This is a genomic window from Lentzea sp. NPDC092896 (assembly GCF_044754905.1).
Lineage (GTDB): Bacteria > Actinomycetota > Actinomycetes > Mycobacteriales > Pseudonocardiaceae > Lentzea.
This window is the reverse complement of record NZ_JBIVPX010000006.1, coordinates 469,039-484,453: the sequence shown is the minus strand read 5'-3', so window position 1 is coordinate 484,453 and position 15,415 is coordinate 469,039. Positions and strand designations below refer to the sequence as shown.

At 69.6% G+C, this 15,415-nt stretch carries 19 protein-coding genes, 1 tRNA gene and 1 other RNA gene; 10 read left to right on the top strand and 11 right to left on the bottom strand.

Features of this window, described 5'->3' with window-relative positions; genetic code table 11:
* Positions 1-339 precede the first annotated feature (339 nt).
* Positions 340-603: a hypothetical protein gene (locus tag ACIQF0_RS30200; RefSeq protein WP_245822284.1), complete on the top strand. Its 264-nt coding sequence runs from the start codon at positions 340-342 to the stop codon at positions 601-603.
* A 46-nt stretch (positions 604-649) separates the two neighbouring features.
* Here ACIQF0_RS30200 and ACIQF0_RS30195 read toward each other — a convergent pair whose 3' ends face one another.
* The 3 genes from ACIQF0_RS30195 to rnpB all read right to left on the bottom strand — a co-directional run bounded on the left by ACIQF0_RS30195 (position 650) and on the right by rnpB (position 3,925).
* Positions 650-2,236: a DUF6345 domain-containing protein gene (locus tag ACIQF0_RS30195; protein ID WP_401034832.1), complete on the bottom strand. Its 1,587-nt coding sequence runs from the start codon at positions 2,234-2,236 to the stop codon at positions 650-652.
* Between the two features lie 155 nt (positions 2,237-2,391).
* Positions 2,392-3,516, bottom strand: a complete 1,125-nt coding sequence (locus tag ACIQF0_RS30190; RefSeq protein WP_401034831.1) for a threonine synthase — start codon at positions 3,514-3,516, stop codon at positions 2,392-2,394.
* A 17-nt stretch (positions 3,517-3,533) separates the two neighbouring features.
* An RNA gene (gene rnpB, locus ACIQF0_RS30185) (RNase P RNA component class A) lies at positions 3,534-3,925 on the bottom strand.
* A 175-nt stretch (positions 3,926-4,100) separates the two neighbouring features.
* Between rnpB and ACIQF0_RS30180 the strand changes: the two genes are divergently transcribed.
* Positions 4,101-4,622: an NAD(P)H-dependent oxidoreductase gene (locus ACIQF0_RS30180; protein WP_401034829.1), complete on the top strand. Its 522-nt coding sequence runs from the start codon at positions 4,101-4,103 to the stop codon at positions 4,620-4,622.
* 52 nt (positions 4,623-4,674) lie between these two features.
* Here the strand turns inward: ACIQF0_RS30180 and ACIQF0_RS30175 are convergent, their stop codons facing one another.
* Positions 4,675-5,739, bottom strand: a complete 1,065-nt coding sequence (locus ACIQF0_RS30175) for a bifunctional RNase H/acid phosphatase (protein WP_401034927.1) — start codon at positions 5,737-5,739, stop codon at positions 4,675-4,677.
* Positions 5,740-5,804: 65 nt separating this feature from the next.
* Between ACIQF0_RS30175 and ACIQF0_RS30170 the strand changes: the two genes are divergently transcribed.
* Positions 5,805-5,887, top strand: a tRNA-Leu gene (locus ACIQF0_RS30170).
* A gap of 67 nt (positions 5,888-5,954) precedes the next feature.
* Here ACIQF0_RS30170 and ACIQF0_RS30165 read toward each other — a convergent pair.
* On the bottom strand, positions 5,955-6,386 hold the full coding sequence (locus ACIQF0_RS30165; RefSeq protein WP_401034828.1) for a MarR family winged helix-turn-helix transcriptional regulator: 432 nt from the start codon (positions 6,384-6,386) through the stop codon (positions 5,955-5,957).
* A gap of 56 nt (positions 6,387-6,442) precedes the next feature.
* On the opposite strand from ACIQF0_RS30165, the gene ACIQF0_RS30160 reads away from it, so the two are divergent.
* Together ACIQF0_RS30160 and ACIQF0_RS30155 are read left to right on the top strand one after the other, a co-directional pair.
* Positions 6,443-6,967 carry a DUF6790 family protein gene (locus ACIQF0_RS30160; protein ID WP_401034825.1) on the top strand — a complete coding sequence of 175 codons (525 nt, stop codon included), beginning with the start codon at positions 6,443-6,445 and terminating at the stop codon, positions 6,965-6,967.
* Positions 6,968-6,976: 9 nt separating this feature from the next.
* Positions 6,977-7,813, top strand: a complete 837-nt coding sequence (locus tag ACIQF0_RS30155) for an aminoglycoside phosphotransferase family protein (RefSeq protein ID WP_401034824.1) — start codon at positions 6,977-6,979, stop codon at positions 7,811-7,813.
* Here ACIQF0_RS30155 and ACIQF0_RS30150 read toward each other — a convergent pair.
* Positions 7,804-8,382 carry a TetR/AcrR family transcriptional regulator gene (locus ACIQF0_RS30150; protein WP_401034821.1) on the bottom strand — a complete coding sequence of 193 codons (579 nt, stop codon included), beginning with the start codon at positions 8,380-8,382 and terminating at the stop codon, positions 7,804-7,806. The two genes, ACIQF0_RS30155 and ACIQF0_RS30150, sit on opposite strands and share 10 nt — an antisense overlap.
* 102 nt (positions 8,383-8,484) lie before the next feature.
* Between ACIQF0_RS30150 and ACIQF0_RS30145 the strand changes: the two genes are divergently transcribed.
* Positions 8,485-9,036, top strand: a complete 552-nt coding sequence (locus ACIQF0_RS30145; RefSeq protein WP_401034818.1) for a hypothetical protein — start codon at positions 8,485-8,487, stop codon at positions 9,034-9,036.
* Positions 9,037-9,093: 57 nt separating this feature from the next.
* On the opposite strand, the gene ACIQF0_RS30140 is transcribed toward ACIQF0_RS30145, so the two are convergent.
* Genes ACIQF0_RS30140 through ACIQF0_RS30125 form a run of 4 tightly spaced genes read right to left on the bottom strand, consistent with a single transcriptional unit; the run spans position 9,094 to position 11,891 of the window.
* Positions 9,094-9,831: a C4-type zinc ribbon domain-containing protein gene (locus ACIQF0_RS30140; RefSeq protein ID WP_360037390.1), complete on the bottom strand. Its 738-nt coding sequence runs from the start codon at positions 9,829-9,831 to the stop codon at positions 9,094-9,096.
* A complete protein-coding gene (locus ACIQF0_RS30135) occupies positions 9,828-10,655 on the bottom strand; it encodes a Nif3-like dinuclear metal center hexameric protein (RefSeq protein WP_401034815.1) in 828 nt (275 codons plus the stop codon). Before ACIQF0_RS30135 ends, ACIQF0_RS30140 begins: the two co-directional genes overlap by 4 nt.
* Positions 10,652-11,647, bottom strand: a complete 996-nt coding sequence (cobC, locus tag ACIQF0_RS30130) for an Rv2231c family pyridoxal phosphate-dependent protein CobC (RefSeq protein WP_401034813.1) — start codon at positions 11,645-11,647, stop codon at positions 10,652-10,654. Before cobC ends, ACIQF0_RS30135 begins: the two co-directional genes overlap by 4 nt.
* Before the next feature lie 37 nt (positions 11,648-11,684).
* On the bottom strand, positions 11,685-11,891 hold the full coding sequence (locus ACIQF0_RS30125) for a hypothetical protein (RefSeq protein WP_030472678.1): 207 nt from the start codon (positions 11,889-11,891) through the stop codon (positions 11,685-11,687).
* Positions 11,892-11,975: 84 nt separating this feature from the next.
* Between ACIQF0_RS30125 and ACIQF0_RS30120 the strand changes: the two genes are divergently transcribed.
* The 4 genes from ACIQF0_RS30120 to ACIQF0_RS30105 are packed head-to-tail and all read left to right on the top strand — an operon-like array spanning position 11,976 to position 14,515.
* On the top strand, positions 11,976-12,428 hold the full coding sequence (locus ACIQF0_RS30120; protein ID WP_401034809.1) for a low molecular weight protein-tyrosine-phosphatase: 453 nt from the start codon (positions 11,976-11,978) through the stop codon (positions 12,426-12,428).
* Positions 12,407-13,138, top strand: coding sequence for a fructosamine kinase family protein (locus ACIQF0_RS30115; RefSeq protein ID WP_401034807.1), 732 nt, complete (start codon positions 12,407-12,409; stop codon positions 13,136-13,138). Before ACIQF0_RS30120 ends, ACIQF0_RS30115 begins: the two co-directional genes overlap by 22 nt.
* A gap of 5 nt (positions 13,139-13,143) precedes the next feature.
* Complete coding sequence (locus tag ACIQF0_RS30110; protein WP_401034804.1) at positions 13,144-13,692, top strand: DUF1349 domain-containing protein; 549 nt, start codon at positions 13,144-13,146, stop codon at positions 13,690-13,692.
* 4 nt (positions 13,693-13,696) lie between these two features.
* Entirely contained in the window at positions 13,697-14,515 is an 819-nt protein-coding gene (locus ACIQF0_RS30105) for an SURF1 family protein (RefSeq protein WP_401034801.1), read from the top strand.
* Here ACIQF0_RS30105 and ACIQF0_RS30100 read toward each other — a convergent pair.
* Positions 14,423-15,355, bottom strand: coding sequence for a cobalamin biosynthesis protein (locus tag ACIQF0_RS30100; protein ID WP_401034798.1), 933 nt, complete (start codon positions 15,353-15,355; stop codon positions 14,423-14,425). The two genes, ACIQF0_RS30105 and ACIQF0_RS30100, sit on opposite strands and share 93 nt — an antisense overlap.
* Between the last annotated feature and the right edge of the window lie 60 nt (positions 15,356-15,415).

Here is a 15,415-nt window from a genome sequence, read left to right as displayed (position 1 = left end):
ATCATCTGGCCGTTCCCCCTGGGAGGAATTACGTCTAATCTGGCCGACACATCATCACTGAGGAGACGTCAGTGGGGAACACCCGGATCGAGATTCTCTCCGTCGCTGGCAAGGTTCACCCGACTGCGAACGCCCTGGTCACCCACAGTGCGTGCGTCCTAAACACACGCACGTGTACATCCATGTGAACGCCCTGATCGGCCGGTTCGCGACCCCTGTGACGGACACAGCGGGCGCAATCCGGAGCGACGACTCCGAGGAGATTCGCCCATGCTCGAACCTGACCTCGTGCCGGACGGAAGTGTGGACGGAATCACAGCCTCCCCTAATGCTCCAGGCGTGGACGAGCCTACCGGGCAGAGCACGCAATCCCGGCGCCGGGTCCAAAGGACGATCAACTTCGACAGGTCGGTGCTGGAGCGCGCGCGTGCGGCGGCCACCTACCTCGCCTCGTACGAGCCCCAGGCGGGGGTGCGCTCGCTCGCCGACATCGTGAATCCCGCGGTGCTCGCCTACGTGACCGAGTTGGAGGAGCTCTACAACTCGGGGGAACCGTTCCGGCCCGTGCTGAGGATGCCTTCGGGGCGGCCGGCGAACCGGTGAAGCCCGGCGACCGCGAGGTCACCGGGCTTCGTCGGGCGTGCGGCTCCTAGGAGGCGCCGGAGATCCGCCAGAACAGGCCGGTCGAGGCGTAGTCAGGGCCGACGCCCGTGCCCTTGCCCCAGAAGTAGTCGTTGAAGTTGCCGAGTCCACCCGACGAGGTGACGGGGCCCATGGTCGCCCAGCGGACGGACGCCGGCTGGGTGTCGATGCTGGCCTGCGCCCACGCGTCGCGGACCTTCATCGGGTTGTTCCACCACAGGAACGGCGAGCGCCACATGTAGTGACCGAACTTGCCGCCGTGATTGGCGGAGTTGTAGCTGACGGTCGTGAAGCTGTTGATCTGGTGCAGGCCGCGGAAAGCCTGGCCCCAGCGCTGCGCCCAGGTCTGGCCGCCGGTGCTGTCCTCCAGGATCAGGCAGGTGAAGAGGCTCATCCACTCGACGTCGTTCTGACCCCAGCGCGCGTCCGTGTTCGCGAGCTTGTTGTCGGTGTGGTTGGAGCAGCCGGTGAAGTAGAAGCCGGTGCCGGAGCCGTGGCCCTGCCAGTAGGTGAGGTCCACGTCGTCGGCCCAGTTGGTGTCGTCACCGCCGGCGAACGCCGGGTCCTTGAAGTCGCTCTCCCACGCGTTGGCGTTGAGCCAGCTGAAGTCGCGGGCGATGCCGTGGTTGCTCGCCTCGGTGTTGAAGGTGCCGATGTTGGCGACGGTGTTGGGCAGGCCGGAGCAGTTGCCGGTGCCCTCGCTGCCGACCTGGGTGCCGACCGCCTGGCTCTTGAACTGCTGCTCGGGCCGCGGCTCCTGGCCAGGTCCCGGCTGCGGCAGCTCGGCGCCGACCGCGGCGGGCAGGGTGATGGCCTGGGGTGCGCCACCGTCGTCGTTGCGACCGGCGCAGCGGAACGAGGGCTCGATCTTGTCGACCTTCTCCTCCAGCGGCGGGGCCACGTAGACGTAGCTCACCTCGGGCTTCACCGAGGCGCCCAGGTACTTCTGGCACAGCTTGGCGCCGTACTCGAGGTCGTTCACCTTGACGGTGCCGGCCTTGTCGTAGGTGCGGGCGGCGTGGTTGACCGCCGTCACGCCCTGCGCGTCGAACGAGACGCGGATGTTCGCGCCCTCGCCCTCCAGCGGAAGGCCGTCGAGCTGGAACGTGTACGAGACGCTCGTGTCGAGATTGGCCGTGAGTGCGTTGCGCCCGTTGGTGTCCGACAGTTCGAACGTCGTGTACTGCGCGCTGGGCGTCGCGTTGGCCGGCAGCACACCCGCTGCTCTCAGGCCTTCCTGCGCGCGTTTGGCCGCGTCCTCCGCGGGGATGGTCTTGATGCGCTTGATCGCCTCGGTGTCGAGCGCGGTCTGCGTGGTGGCGTTGCCGTCCTCGTCGGGCCTGCCCTGTCCTTTGTCGACAGTGGGTAAGTACTGGTAGCGCTGCTCGTCCGCGAAGGACACCGCGCCCGCCTCGGATCTCTGGACGTCTTTGAGTCCGAACGCCCGTTGCAGCTTCTGCGCCTGTTCCTGGTCGAGACCGGAGCTCTTCACCCCGTAGACGGGCAATTCCGTGGCGTCGGCGGTCGCGACGCCGACCACTCCCGCGGTGACGAGACTGGACAGGGCCAGCACCACCGTCAGCTTGCGTTGCATGTCTGTTCCCTCCCTTGGGGACGGCCGGCTGCAGGGGCCGACCGTCTGACAGGAGGATCTGGCGTTATTCGCCGTGATACCGAGAGTGGACTTTTACCGCGGGCGCACCACTCGAACGGCCGTAATTCTGTAACACCCTTGGGGCAACAAGGGACTTAGAGGCGGACACTTGGGTACTTGATGCCCGCACCGGTGTTCAGCACGACCACTTCGTCCTCCGCGCTGAGCCAGCCGTCCGCGCGCAGTGACCGGACCGCGCTGATCGTCGCGGCCCCTTCCGGGCACAGGAACACGCCTTCGAGGCGGGCGGTCTCGGCGCGGTCGGCCGCGATCTGCTCGTCGGTCACCGCCACCGCCGTGCCATTGGTTTCCCTGATGGCCTGGAGGATGATGAAGTCCCCCAACGGTTTCGGCACGTTGATGCCGAACGCGTCGGTGTAGGCGGCGTCCCAGAAGGTCGATTCCGCCTTGCCCTCGTCGAACGCCTTCACGATCGGCGCGCACCCGGTGGACTGCACGGCGACCAGGCGCGGCAGCTTGCCGTCGATCCAGCCGAGCTCGCGCATCTCGTGCAGCGCCTTGTGAATCCCGATCAGGCCGACCCCGCCACCCGTCGGGTAGATGATCACGTCGGGAACGCGCCAGCCGAGTTGCTCGGCGATCTCGTAGCCCATCGTCTTCTTGCCCTCGATGCGGTAGGGCTCGCGCAGCGTGGAGGCGTCGAACAGGTCGACGTCCGCGATGGCCTTGGCGGCGTCGGCGATGGTGCCCGGCACGATCCGCAGCTCGGCGCCGCTCGCCTCGACCTCCTCGCGGGTGATCAGCGGGGCGTCCTCGGGCATCGCGATCACGCTGCGGATGCCCGCGCGCGCCGCGTACAGGGCCCAGGCGGCGCCCGCGTTGCCGTTGGTCGGCATCTTGATGCCCTCGATGCCGAGCTCCTTGGCCCTGGCGACGCCGACCGCCGCGCCACGGGCCTTGAACGAGCCGGTCGGGATGAGCGACTCGTCCTTCATGAGGACGTTCGCGTCCAGTGCCCGGCTCAGTGCCGGCAACGCGACGAGCGGGGTCATGCCCTCGCCGAGGCTGAACGCCGGGTCGGGGTCGCGGACCGGGAGGACGTCGCGATAACGCCACAGCGAGTTGTCGTTCGTGGGCCTGCCGACCTCGGTCAGGTCGTAGCGCGCCAGCAGTGGCGACGCGCACTCGTGGCAGAGGTTCTGGACGGCGTTGGCGTCGTGTTCGCGGCCGCAACGGGCGCATTCCAGATGCGAGAGCATGACTTCATGCATACAGGCGGATGAGCCGGCATGTAAGCCGGATCCTGTTCGTGGGACCGAGGTCCCAGTCGGCGGCCATCCATCTGGGCCTGCCGTTGCCGACAGGCTCTAGCAGCCTACCCGCGAGCATCGGGCGGGCAGCCCTCGAACGCTCGCGCAGCACCATCACTTGCGATCCGGTGCCCTCTTGGCCTTGCTCCGGGTGGGGTTTACCTAGCCGCCCCAGTCACCTGGGGCGCTGGTGGTCTCTTACACCACCGTTTCACCCTTACCGCGGCTTTCGCCGAGGCGGTCTGTTCTCTGTGGCACTGTCCCGAGGGTCACCCCTGGTTGCCGTTAACAACCACCCTGCCCTGTGGAGTCCGGACTTTCCTCGACACTCGCGTGCCGCGGCCGCCCTGCCGACTCATCCGCGCTGGTGAGGATATCCCAGCCGCTGGGAGTGGTTGTCCACCGGTGCGGACGTTGGTTGACTTCGGGCATGACACGACGTCGCCACGTCGACTACGGCCGCGTGGCAGCAAGCCTGTGTTGCCTCCGCTGAGTGCGTTCTTCGTGCCCGCGACCTCAGGGAGTGCCTTGTCATGTCCGATCTGCTGATCATCTCCGGTGCACCGTCCCACTCCGCGCCGACCGGTGTCGTCGTGTCGTTCGTGGAGGAGCAGCTGCGGGCCGCCGGGCACCGCGTGTCGTTGCTCGACGTGCGGTCGTTGCCGACGTTGTCGCTGCTCACCGAGGACCTGCGCGATCCGGAGATCGCCGACGCCGTGAGCAGCGTGCTGTCCGCGGACGGAGTGGTGGTGGCCTCGCCGGTGTACCGCGCGGCGTACAGCGGGCTGGTGAAGGCGTTGCTCGACCTGCTGCCGAAGAAGGCGTTGCGCGGGCGTGCCGTGCTGCCGCTGGCGACAGGTGGCAGCCAGGGCTTCCTGGTGGCGATGGACTACGCGCTGCACCCGTTGCTCGCGGCCAAGGGCGCGGACCAGGTGGTGCGCGGTGAGTTCGTGCTGGACCAGAACGTGAGCACGCCCGGAGCGGCCGCCGCTCTGGAGGCGGCGGCCGACCGGTTCACCGCGGCGCTGACGCCCCGGCTGCGCAAGGTCAGCTGATCTTTCACAGCTCGCGGACGAAGCAGGGCCGCGGCGAGCGCCTTGCAGTACCTCACCCCAGGTGCGAGGTGTCGTTCACGAGCTTCACCGACGCGGGCCCGTCCGGGTAGAACTCGGCGATCGAGATGCCGGTGAGGTCGAGGTGCATCCGGAACAGGAACTGCGGCCCGGCGTCCAGCGCCTGACGGAGCATGGTCTTGATCGGCGTGACGTGGCTGACCAGCACCAGCGTCTTGCCGCCGTACCGCGCGATGATGTCCGCGCGCGCCTTGCGCACCCGCGCGTGCACCTCGTCGAAGCTCTCCCCGTTCGGCGGCTTCACGCTCGTGTCGCCCAGCCACCGCTGATGCAACTCGGGGTCCTGCGCGCTCGCCTCGGCGAACGTCAGCCCTTCCCACGTGCCGAAGTCGGTCTCGATGAGCCCCTGATGGGTGACGACCTCCAGCCCGATCCGGTCCGCGAGCTTCGCCGCCGTCTGCTGCGCCCTTTGGAGTGGCGAGGAGATGACGGCCGCGATGCCGTCCATTTTGGACAGCCGTGCCGCCGCCTTCTCCGCCTGCTCCAGCCCGAGCTCCGTCAGCGGGTGATCGCCCCGCCCCGAGTACCGCCGGTCGACCGACAGCCGCGTCTGCCCGTGCCGCAACAGGATCACCCGCGTGGGCTCCCCCATCGCGCCACTCCAGTGCGGCTGCTTGGCGCCTTCGGCCTTCGCCTGAGGTTCGTTCCCGGCGTCCATGGCCTCGTTCGCGAGCCGATCGGCCTGCTTGTTGCGCTCGCGCGGAATCCACTCGTACGTGACCTTCCCGAAGGCGTCCGCGACCTCCTGCGCCTCCCGAGCGAGCGGCTGCATCGAGGGGTGCTTGATCTTCCAGCGCCCGGACATCTGCTCGACGACGAGCTTGGAGTCCATCCGCACGTCCACGGTCTCGGCGTTCAGCTCCCTGGCCGCCCTGAGCCCCGCGATGAGCCCCTGGTACTCGGCCACGTTGTTGGTGGCGACACCGATGAACCCCTTGCGCTCGGCCAGCGTCTCGCCAGTGAGCTTGTCCCGCACAACCGCGCCGTATCCAGCAGGACCGGGGTTGCCCCGCGAGCCGCCGTCAGCCTCGACGATCACCTTCACGGGCCGATCGTAGCCCCGCGTTCAGGCCCCTCCGGACGCCCTGTATTCTGTTCACATCAGTCTGGGTGGCGGAATGGCAGACGCGCTAGCTTGAGGTGCTAGTGCCCGAAAGGGCGTGGGGGTTCAAGTCCCCCCTCGGACACTGATAACGCCGAAAGGGCGGATGCTCACCAAGAGCATCCGCCCTTTCGGCGTTATGGACGGGCCGTTCAGGTCCGCCTCGGCGGGTCCTCCAGGATCTCGGCCAGGCGGAGGGTGTCGTTCAGGTACCGCTCGTAGGGGAAGCCCGCGCCGAGCAGGGCGGTGCGCAGTTCGTCGTACATCGGCTTCCCGTTGTCGTGGAACGCTTTGGCGCCGGCCTCGGTGAGACTGACCAGACGACGGCGCGCGTGCTCGGGGTCGACGCGGACCTCCACGTGGCCCGCCGCCTCCAGTGGCCGCAGGGCCCTGCTGATCGCCGGGTCGGACACCGACAACGCCTGCGCGAGCTGGTGCTGCGTCGCCGGCTGGATCTCCTCCAGCGTGCCCAGCAACCGGATCTGGCTGTAGGTGAGCCCGTCCTGGTCGGCCTCCCGCTGCCGGGCGGCTTCTCCGAGCAGGTACACGACCCGGTGCAACAGGTCAGCAAGTCCGTCGTCCACGTGTCGATCATACCTCAATGTTGCGTGGTTAATATTAACCATGCAACACTCGGGTCATGGACACCTACTCCTACCTCGCCAAGACCTCGTTTCCCCTGCTCTGGCTGCTGATCGCGGTTGTCGGCGCGGTCGTGCGCACCCGCCACAGCCCGTCCCTCGCGGCGAAGCTCGAGACCTGGCAGCGGTGGTGGGCCGGCGCCGCGCTCGGCTGCGGCAGCCTGTGGCTCGTCATCGCGTTCCTCGCCGTCCCGGACGAGATGGCGGCCACCATCGGCTTCGCCCGCACCCCGTTCGAGTTCGAGATCGCCTTCGCCAACCTCGCTCTCGCGGTCCTGGCCTTCCGCGCCGCGTCCGCGTCGGCCACCACCAGGGAACGCGTGCTCGTCGGCCTGGGTGCCGGGATGTTCCTGTGGGGCGCGGCGATCGGGCACGTCCACCAGTGGTTCGCGGCCGGCAACCACGCGCCGGGCAACACCGGCGGGATCCTGATCTACGACGTGCTCGTGCCCGCGGTGCTGATCGTCCTCGCGCACCGGGCGCAGCGGCTGGCCAGGGCGAACGAGCCTGCTCTCGCGTTGTAGGTTCCGGACATGACCAAGGCCGCCCCGGAACTGCTGGAGATCGCCTCCGCACTACTGCCTGAGGTGAGGCTGGACGGCGCCTTCGCCGCGGCCGACGGCAACGTCCACGACGTGCTGCTGATCCCCGGCGTCGCCGCCGTGCGGGTGAGCAGGCGGCCGCTGGGCGCCGTGTCGATGCCCCGCCGGGTGGAGGTGTTGCGGCAACTGGCGTCCGCCGGGCTGCCGTTCCAGGTGCCGGAGCCGCTCACTCCCGTGACGACGTTCGGCGACCGGGCCGCGGTCGCCGTGTCGTGGATCGACGGCGTCGCCCTGCCCGCAGGCGCCGGAGATCCCGCGCAGGTGGCCGAGGTGCTGGAGGCCGTTCGTTCAGTGCCGCTCGGCGGTTCGCTGCTGGCAGCCCTGGACGATCGGGCACAGGGTCCGTCGTGGTCGGCGGTCATCGCCGAGGAGATCCTTCCTCGCCTGCCCGTTCGGTGGCGGACCGAGGGAGAACGGCGCCTGGACGCCGCCCTGGCGTTGGAACCCGTGCCCGATGCCTTGGTGCACGGCGATCTCGGCGGTTCCAACGTGCACTGGTCGGCGGACGGGAAGCTGCTCGGCGTCCTCGACTGGGACATGGCCATGCCGGGAGACCCCGCCATCGACGCCGCGCTGATGGCCTGGCACGGCTGGGACAACGTCCGTCGCGCCGTTTCCGGCGTCACCTACCGCCGGGCTCGCACCTGGGACGCCCTGTTCGGCGTCGGTCACCTGGTCGCCGCCATGAACGGCCGGCCCATGACCAGCCCCGACGGCTTCGTCGCCGCGATCGTTCCCTGGCTGGAAGCCGACGCCCGTCAGGCCTGAGGTGACGTGCGGGCCCGGAGAATGCCCTCGACCGCCTCGCGGAACGTGTCGCCGATCGGGCCCGGATCCGCCAGGCAGCCGGCCGCCATCGCACCATCGCGCAGCATGACGAAGTGCCGGCCGTCGAGTTCGGCGGGACTGTCGCCGACGCGGGCGAGAAGACCCGTGACGGTGTCGAGGAACCACTTGCGGTGTGCCTGCACCGCGATGTGCACGGGATGCGTGGGGTCGGCGTACTCCGCCACGGCGTTGAGGAACGCGCAGCCGCGGAAGCCCTCGATCTGGATGTGCCCGGCGATTCCCCTCGCGACGGCGCGCACGGCGTCCGCGTCGTTCGTCGCCGCGGCCACACCCGCCTCCACGTTCTGGCGGGTCGCCCTGTCCGCCTCCGCCAGGTAGGCGAGGACCAGGTCCTCCTTGCCCGCGAAGTGGCGGTACATGGTGGCGCGGGTCACCTTCGCCTCGGCGAGGATGCGGTCGACTCCGACGGAGTGCAGGCCTTCCGCGTAGAACAGGCCGCTGGCCGTTCCCAGCAGGCGGTTTCGGGCGTCGGAGACGGTACGGGTCACCCCTTCGACGGTAGCAGAGAGAACGTTCGGTCTTGACAGCGTCGGCGGGCTGCTGACAGTCTCGAAGTAGAAAGAACGTTCTCCCTACCTCAAGGACACCTCGTGAGCATCGACGCAGCCCCATCCGCGACCCTCGCCCCCGCCCTCCGCACGCTCTACCTGGTCCGTTTCGGTTTCGCGATCGTGTGGGCGGTGCTGCTGTTCCTCACCGGGACCGAGATCGGGCCGGTCAGCGGCACGTTGCTGGTGCTCTACCCGCTCTTCGACGTGGCCGCGATCGTCGTCGACAGCCGCGCGGCACGGGCAGGCCGGGCTTCCGCCGCTCTCTACGCCAACATCGCCGTCAGCACGCTCGCGGCGGCCGGTCTGGCGTTCGCCGTGACGTCCGGGATTCCGGACGTGCTGCGGGTGTGGGGTGTATGGGCTGTCGTGTCCGGCGTGGCGCAGCTGGCGGCCGGTCTCGTTCGCCGGAGCCTCGGCGGTCAGTGGCCGATGATCATCAGCGGTGCCATCTCCACGCTCGCGGGCACGTCGTTCTTCCTGCAGGCGGGCGCGGAGAACGCGACGCTGAGCAACCTCGCCGGCTACGCGGCGATCGGCGGTGTGTTCTTCCTCGTCTCGGCGCTGCGGCTGCGTCGCACGCGGGGCGAGTGACGAGAAAAGGGGACCGCCCGGCCGGGCAGTCCCCTCGTCAGTTCCGGATCTTGCGGGCTACAGGCCCGATTCCGTGGTGCGGACCAGGATCGCGCCGCACTCCTCACAACGCACGACCTCGTCGGCCGCGGCTTCCTTGAGCTTCGACACCGCGCTGCGGTCCAGTTCGATCCGGCACGCGCCGCAACGGCGGGACTGGATCAGGGCCGCGCCGATGCCGCGCTGTTCGCGCTGGCGGTCGTAGGCCTTGAGCAGGTCGTCCGGGAAGCCCTTCGCCATCACCGAACGGTCGGCGGTGCGGCGGGTCTCGGTCGACTCCAGGTCGGCGAGGGCCTCGTCACGGCGGCGGCTCGCGTCTTCCAGGGCGGTGCGGGCCTTGTCGAGTTCCACGCGCGCGAAGGACGCGTCGGCGTCGACGGCCTCGCGGCGTTCCATCAGTTCCAGCAGGTCGTCCTCGAGGACGCCCTGGCGGCGCTGGATGGTGGCCAGTTCGTGTTCCAGTTCGGTGAGCTGCTTGGCACCGACCGAGCCTGACTGCATCAGCTTGCGGTCGCGCTCCCCGCGGGCACGGACCTGCTCGATCTCGGTCTCCTGGCGCTTCACGTCGCGGTCGAGGTCGGTGAGCGTCGTCTCCACGGCCACCAGTGCGTCCTGCTTGGTCCGCAGCTGCTGCTCGACCTCGTTGATCTCCGCGATCACGGGCAGCGTGCGGCGACGGTGGGTGACACGCGCCAGTTCGGCGTCGACCTCGGCCAGGTCGAGCAGCCTGCGCTGCACTGCGGGATCGGCTTTCACGCATGTCCTCCTGCTGCTGTGCTCGTCGCACCGACGGTCCACGGATCGGTCCGGCGAGTGGAGACGAGTACGTCGACCCTACCGCCGAAGGCCTGCCGCAGGATCTCCGCCGCCTGCTCGCACCACGGCCACTCGCTGGCCCAGTGCGCGACGTCGACCAACGCGGGGCCGCCGGACTCGATGTGCTCTGAAGCCGGGTGGTGCCTGAGGTCGGCCGTGACATAGGCGTCGACGCCGGCGCGCTTCACCACGTCCAGGAAGCCGTCGCCCGCCCCGCCGCACACCGCGACCCGTGTGATCAGGCGTTCCGGGTCTCCCGCCGCGCGCACGCCCTGCACGGTGACGGGCAGCGCGTCGGCCACCCGCTGGGCGAACGCGCTGAGCGGCTCGGGTTCCGCGAGCTCGCCGATGCGGCCGGAGCCCGTCCCCGGCACGTCCGCCGAGGGGTCGAGCGGGCCGGTGACCGTGAGCCCGATGGCCTTCGCGAGCGCGTCCGAGACGCCCGGCAGAGCCGAGTCGGCGTTGGTGTGCGCGCAATACAAGGCGGCGCCGTTCCGGATCAGCTTGTGCACCAACGCACCCTTGGGGTCGTCGGCCGGAACCCCGTTGACGCCCTTGAGGAGCAACGGGTGGTGCGCTAGCAGGAGCTGCGCGCCGCGTTCGACCGCCTCGTCCACAGTGGACGACGTCGGGTCGACGCAGACCAGGACCCTGCCGACCTCCTCCTGCGGATCACCGCAGACCAGGCCGACCGCGTCCCACTTCTCGGCGGTCTTCGGCGGATACGCGGACTCCAGGACCGCGATCACGTCGGCGAGCTTCAAGCCAGTTCCTCCATCACTACCCGCAACGCGTCCACGAGCACGGCGAACTCCTCCGGCGGCCGGATCGCCACGCGCAGGTAGGTGTCGTCAAGTCCGGGGAACGTGTCGCAGCGGCGTACCGCGATCCCCTTGTCCCGCAACGCTTGTCGCGTGCCTCTAGGCGCCCTGATCAGCAGGAACGGCCCTTTCGGAGCAACGACTACGAGGTCTTGGAGTTGCTCCAACGCGTAGGCCGCGTGGCGTTCGGCCTCCTGGGCGAACCGCGCGGACTGCTCGAGCGCCTCCGGCTCGCAGCACGCCGTGATCGCCTCCAGCGTGAGGCTGCCCACGGGCCAGTGCGGCCGGCCGTGCGCCAGCCGCGCGAGGGTCTCCGGGTCGCCGAGGAAGTAGCCGGCGCGCAGGCCGGCGAGGCCCCAGGTCTTGGTGAGGCTGCGCAGAACCAGCACTTCGGGGTCGTGCGCGAGCGACTCGGGCTCGCCGGGGACGGCGTCCATGAACGCCTCGTCGACGACCAGCCGGCCGGGCAACGCCTTGAGCTTCACGGCCTCGTGCAGCACCGACGTCGGGTTCGTGGGGTTGCCGATGACGGTCAGGTCGGCGTCCGACCGCACGTCGCGCAGCTGGAAGTCGCCGTCGAGCAGCACGTGTTCGACCGGAATTCCGGCATCGCGAAAAGCCACCTCGGGCTCGGTGAACCCGGGGTGGACGATCGCGGCACGGCGCGGCGCGAGCTTCGGCAGCAGCGCGAAGCCCTCCGCGGCACCGTTGAGCAGCAGAACCTCGTCCGGTGAGCGCCCGTGGCGGCGTGCGACGGCCTCACGAGCGCGTTCTTCAGCCGGTTTCGAGGGGTAACGCCCGAGTCCGTCGAGCGCCGCGGCCAGCCGTTCGCGCAGCCAATCGGGCGGGTGCGGCACCCGCACGTTGACGGCGAAGTCGGCGAGACCTGGCGCGGCGTCGACGTCACCGTGGTGGCGCAGATCTGAGCTGGTCATCGCCGGAAATTCTAGGCGACGGGCTCAGGTGCCCGCGTCACTGCATGTAGCGGCGGAGCTCGGTGAGGTGGCTGATCAGCTCGTCCAGCTGGAAGGCGTCGAGCTGCGCGGACTCACCGGGCGGGGTGCGGAAGCAGACGCGACCCTTCTCGTTGAGGTACACCTCGAACGCACGACGGCGCCCGAGGGCGTCGGTACACCCGATGATCTCCCGTTGCGGGGGCACGTCGGTACCTGTCTGCATGGGCGGCCTCCATGTCGTTTGTCCATACATCTTGCGACAGCGGTTGAGCGTTACCGTGCGGCGGCACCACTTAGGCTGCGTTCCATGCACGTCTCGTTCGTCTGCACCGGCAACATCTGCCGGTCCCCCGTGGCAGCGCTCGTCTTCCGAGAATGGCTGTCCCGGGAAGGATTGTCCTCCGAGGTCCGGGTGTCCAGTGCCGGAACCGGTGGATGGCACGTCGGCGACCCCGCCGACCCCCGCGCACTGAAGACCTTGGCGGACAACGGATATCCCACCGACCACGTCGCCGCACAGGTCGGTCCCGGCCACCTGGACGCCGATCTGCTGGTGGCGCTCGATTCCGGCCACGCCCGCGCGTTGCGCCGGATGGCCGATCCCGATCGCGTCCGGCTGCTCCGTTCGTTCGATCCGGACGCCGACGGCGCGGACGTGCCGGATCCGTACTACGGCGACGATTCCGGGTTCGACGAGGTGCTCGTCATGACCGAGGCGGCGATGCCGGGATTGATCGCGTGGGTTCGCGAGCGGCTCTGAGGACGAAGCAGCAGTCACCTCGGGCCACCGCTGCCGAGGCGGCCGGTCTGCGGTGGCTGCGCGTCGACGGCGGCCCGCCGATCCCGTTCGTGCACAGCGCCGAGGGTGGCACGCTGGTGATCGACGAGATCCCGGCCGGCGAACCGGATCTTCAGGCGGCCGTGACCTTCGGCCGCCGCCTGGCCGCCCTGCACCTCGCCGGGGCCGACGCGTTCGGCTCCGCACCGCCCGGCGGTCCGCGCGAGGCCACGATCGGCATGGCGCCGATGGTCAACGAGCCCGCGCCGGAGTGGCCGTCGTGGTTCGCGTCACAACGCATCGAGCCGTACGCGCGGCAAGCGGGCATCGACGTGAGCGAGGTGTGCGCGCGGATCAGCGAGATCGCCGGTCCGCCGGAACCTCCCGCACGGCTGCACGGCGACCTGTGGAGCGGCAACGTGCTGTGGGGCGCCGACGGCCAGGTGTGGCTGATCGACCCCGCGGCCCACGGCGGGCATCGGGAGAGCGACCTCGCGATGCTCCGGCTCTTCGGCTGCCCGTTCCTCGACCACGTGCTGGGCGCCTACCAGGAGGTGGCGCCGCTGGCGGACGGCTGGCAGGCGCGGGTGCCGTTGCACCAGCTGTTCCCGCTGCTCGTGCACGCCGTGCTGTTCGGCGGCGGCTACCGGTCGGAAGCCTTGGCCGCGGCCCGCGCCGCCCTGCGAGGATGAGGTTCATGGACCTCACCGGCTGGACCTGGCTCAACGAACCGCGGAAGTGGTCGACCGACCCCCTGACCGTGCACGCCGACCCGAGCAGCGACTTCTGGCGCCTCACCGGCAACGGCATCGTCCGCGACAACGGCCACCTCTACGGCGTGAGCCTGACGGGCGACTTCACCATCACGGCGACGTTCACCGGCGAGTACGCGGCGCAGTACGACCACGCCGGCGTCGGGCTGCTGATAGACGGCGAGAACTGGATCAAGGCCGGGGTCGAGGTGTTCGACGGGAAGCGGCAGGCCAGCACGGTGGTCACGCGCGGCTTCTCGGACTGGAACCTGGCGCTCATCGAGCCGTTCGAGCGCTTCACCATCAGCGCCGAACGCAAGGGTGACGCGGTGTGGGTCAGGTACGGGGTCGACGGCCAGGAGCCGGTGAACCTGCTGCGCAAGGCCTACTTCCCGCCGGACGAGGAAGCCAAGGTCGGGATCATGGCCGCCAGTCCCGAGGGTGAGGGGTTCGTGACCCAGTTCCACGAGGTCCAGCTCACGCATCTACCGTGAGGACGTGCGGTTCAAGTTCCTCCTCAAGCCGGGCTGGCTGGCGCTGACCCTGGCCGTCTGGGTGTTCGCGGGTGCCTGCGTCTACTTCCTGTCGCCGTGGCAGTTCGGCCGCAACGACGAGCGGCAGCAGCAGAACTCCGCCATCACCAAGTCGTTGAAGAGCGATCCCGCCCAGTTCGGCGCGCAGCACGACGAGTGGCAGAAGGTCGAGATCAAGGGCCGCTACCTGCCGGAACTGGAAGCACTCGCGCGGCTGCGGACCGTCCAGGGTGAGGCGGCGTTCGAGGTCATCACGCCGTTCGAGACCAGCACGGGCCACAAGATTCTGATCGACCGCGGGTACGTGCGGCCGGTCAACGGCATCAAGCCGCCGGACTTCGCGAAGCCGCCGGCAGAAGAAGTCACGCTCATCGGGCTCGCGCGGCCCAACGAGTCGAACGACCAGCCCGCGTTCCAGCAGGACGGGCGCCGGCAGATCTACTCGATCAACAACAACGCCGTGGGCGCGGGCATCGAGCCCGGCTACTACCAGCTGATCGAGAACCAGCCTGGCGCGCTGGACACGTTGCCGTTGCCCCGGCTCGAGTCCGGGCCGTTCTTCTCCTACGCGCTGCAGTGGATCGCGTTCGGGGTCATGGCGGTCGGCGGCTGGCTGTACTTCACGATCCGCGAGGCACGGCCGGGCGGCGTGCTCTACGAGGGCAAGAAGAAAAAGAAGTCGATCGCCGAGCTACTTGCGGAAGAGAGCGACGAAGGCGCTGACGACGCCGGCGCCGAAGCCGACGACGCGGGACAGCTCCACGGCACGCGTCACGTGACCTGAGTCCGGGTTGCGGCCGTGGCCGAGCACCGGGCGCTCTTCGACGCCGTGCGAGTAGACGGTGCGGCCGCCCAGGCGGATCTCCAGAGCACCGGCGAACGCCGCCTCGACCTGGCCCGCGTTGGGCGACGGGTGCGCTGACGCGTCCCGGCGCCAGGTCTCCAGGGCCTGCGAGGCCGAGCCGCCGACGACCGGGGCACCGCCGACCGTGAGCAAGGCCGCCAGGCGCGACGGCAGCAGGTTCAGCAGGTCGTCGAGCCGGGCCGAGGCCCAGCCGAACTTCAGGTAGCGCGGCGACTTGTGGCCGACCATCGCGTCCAGCGTGTTGGCGGCGCGGTAGCCCAGCAGGCCGGGGACCCCGTAGACCGCGCCCCAGAACAACGGCGCCACGACGGCGTCCGAGGTGTTCTCGGCCACGGACTCCACGGTCGCGCGCGCCAGGCCCGACGTGTCCAGGCGAGCAGCGTCACGGCCGCACAGGTTCGGCAACCGGTCACGGGCGGCGTCGAGGTCGCCGTCGGCCAGTTCGCGGCCCATCGACGTGCCCTCGGTGGCCAGGGAGTTGCCGCCCAGCACCACCCAGGTCGCCGCGCCCGTCACCAACGCCTGCGTCAGCCAGTTGCGGCGCGCGAGCCGCTCCACGGCGACACCGGCGGCCACGGTCCCGCCGACCAGCACGGCCGTGTAGGCCACACCGGCGGCCTGCGAGTCGGCGTAGAGCCGCTTCTCGAGGGCCGCGGCCGACGACCCGAATGCCGCTACCGGGTGAAATCGGCGAGGATCACCGAACACCGCGTCCGCCGCCACGCCCAGCAACAACCCCAACGCGCGACCCGCACCCACGGCAGCCTCCCCAGCTCGTCGAAGGCACCGTAGCGCCGCAGCACACCCGCACGCGCATTA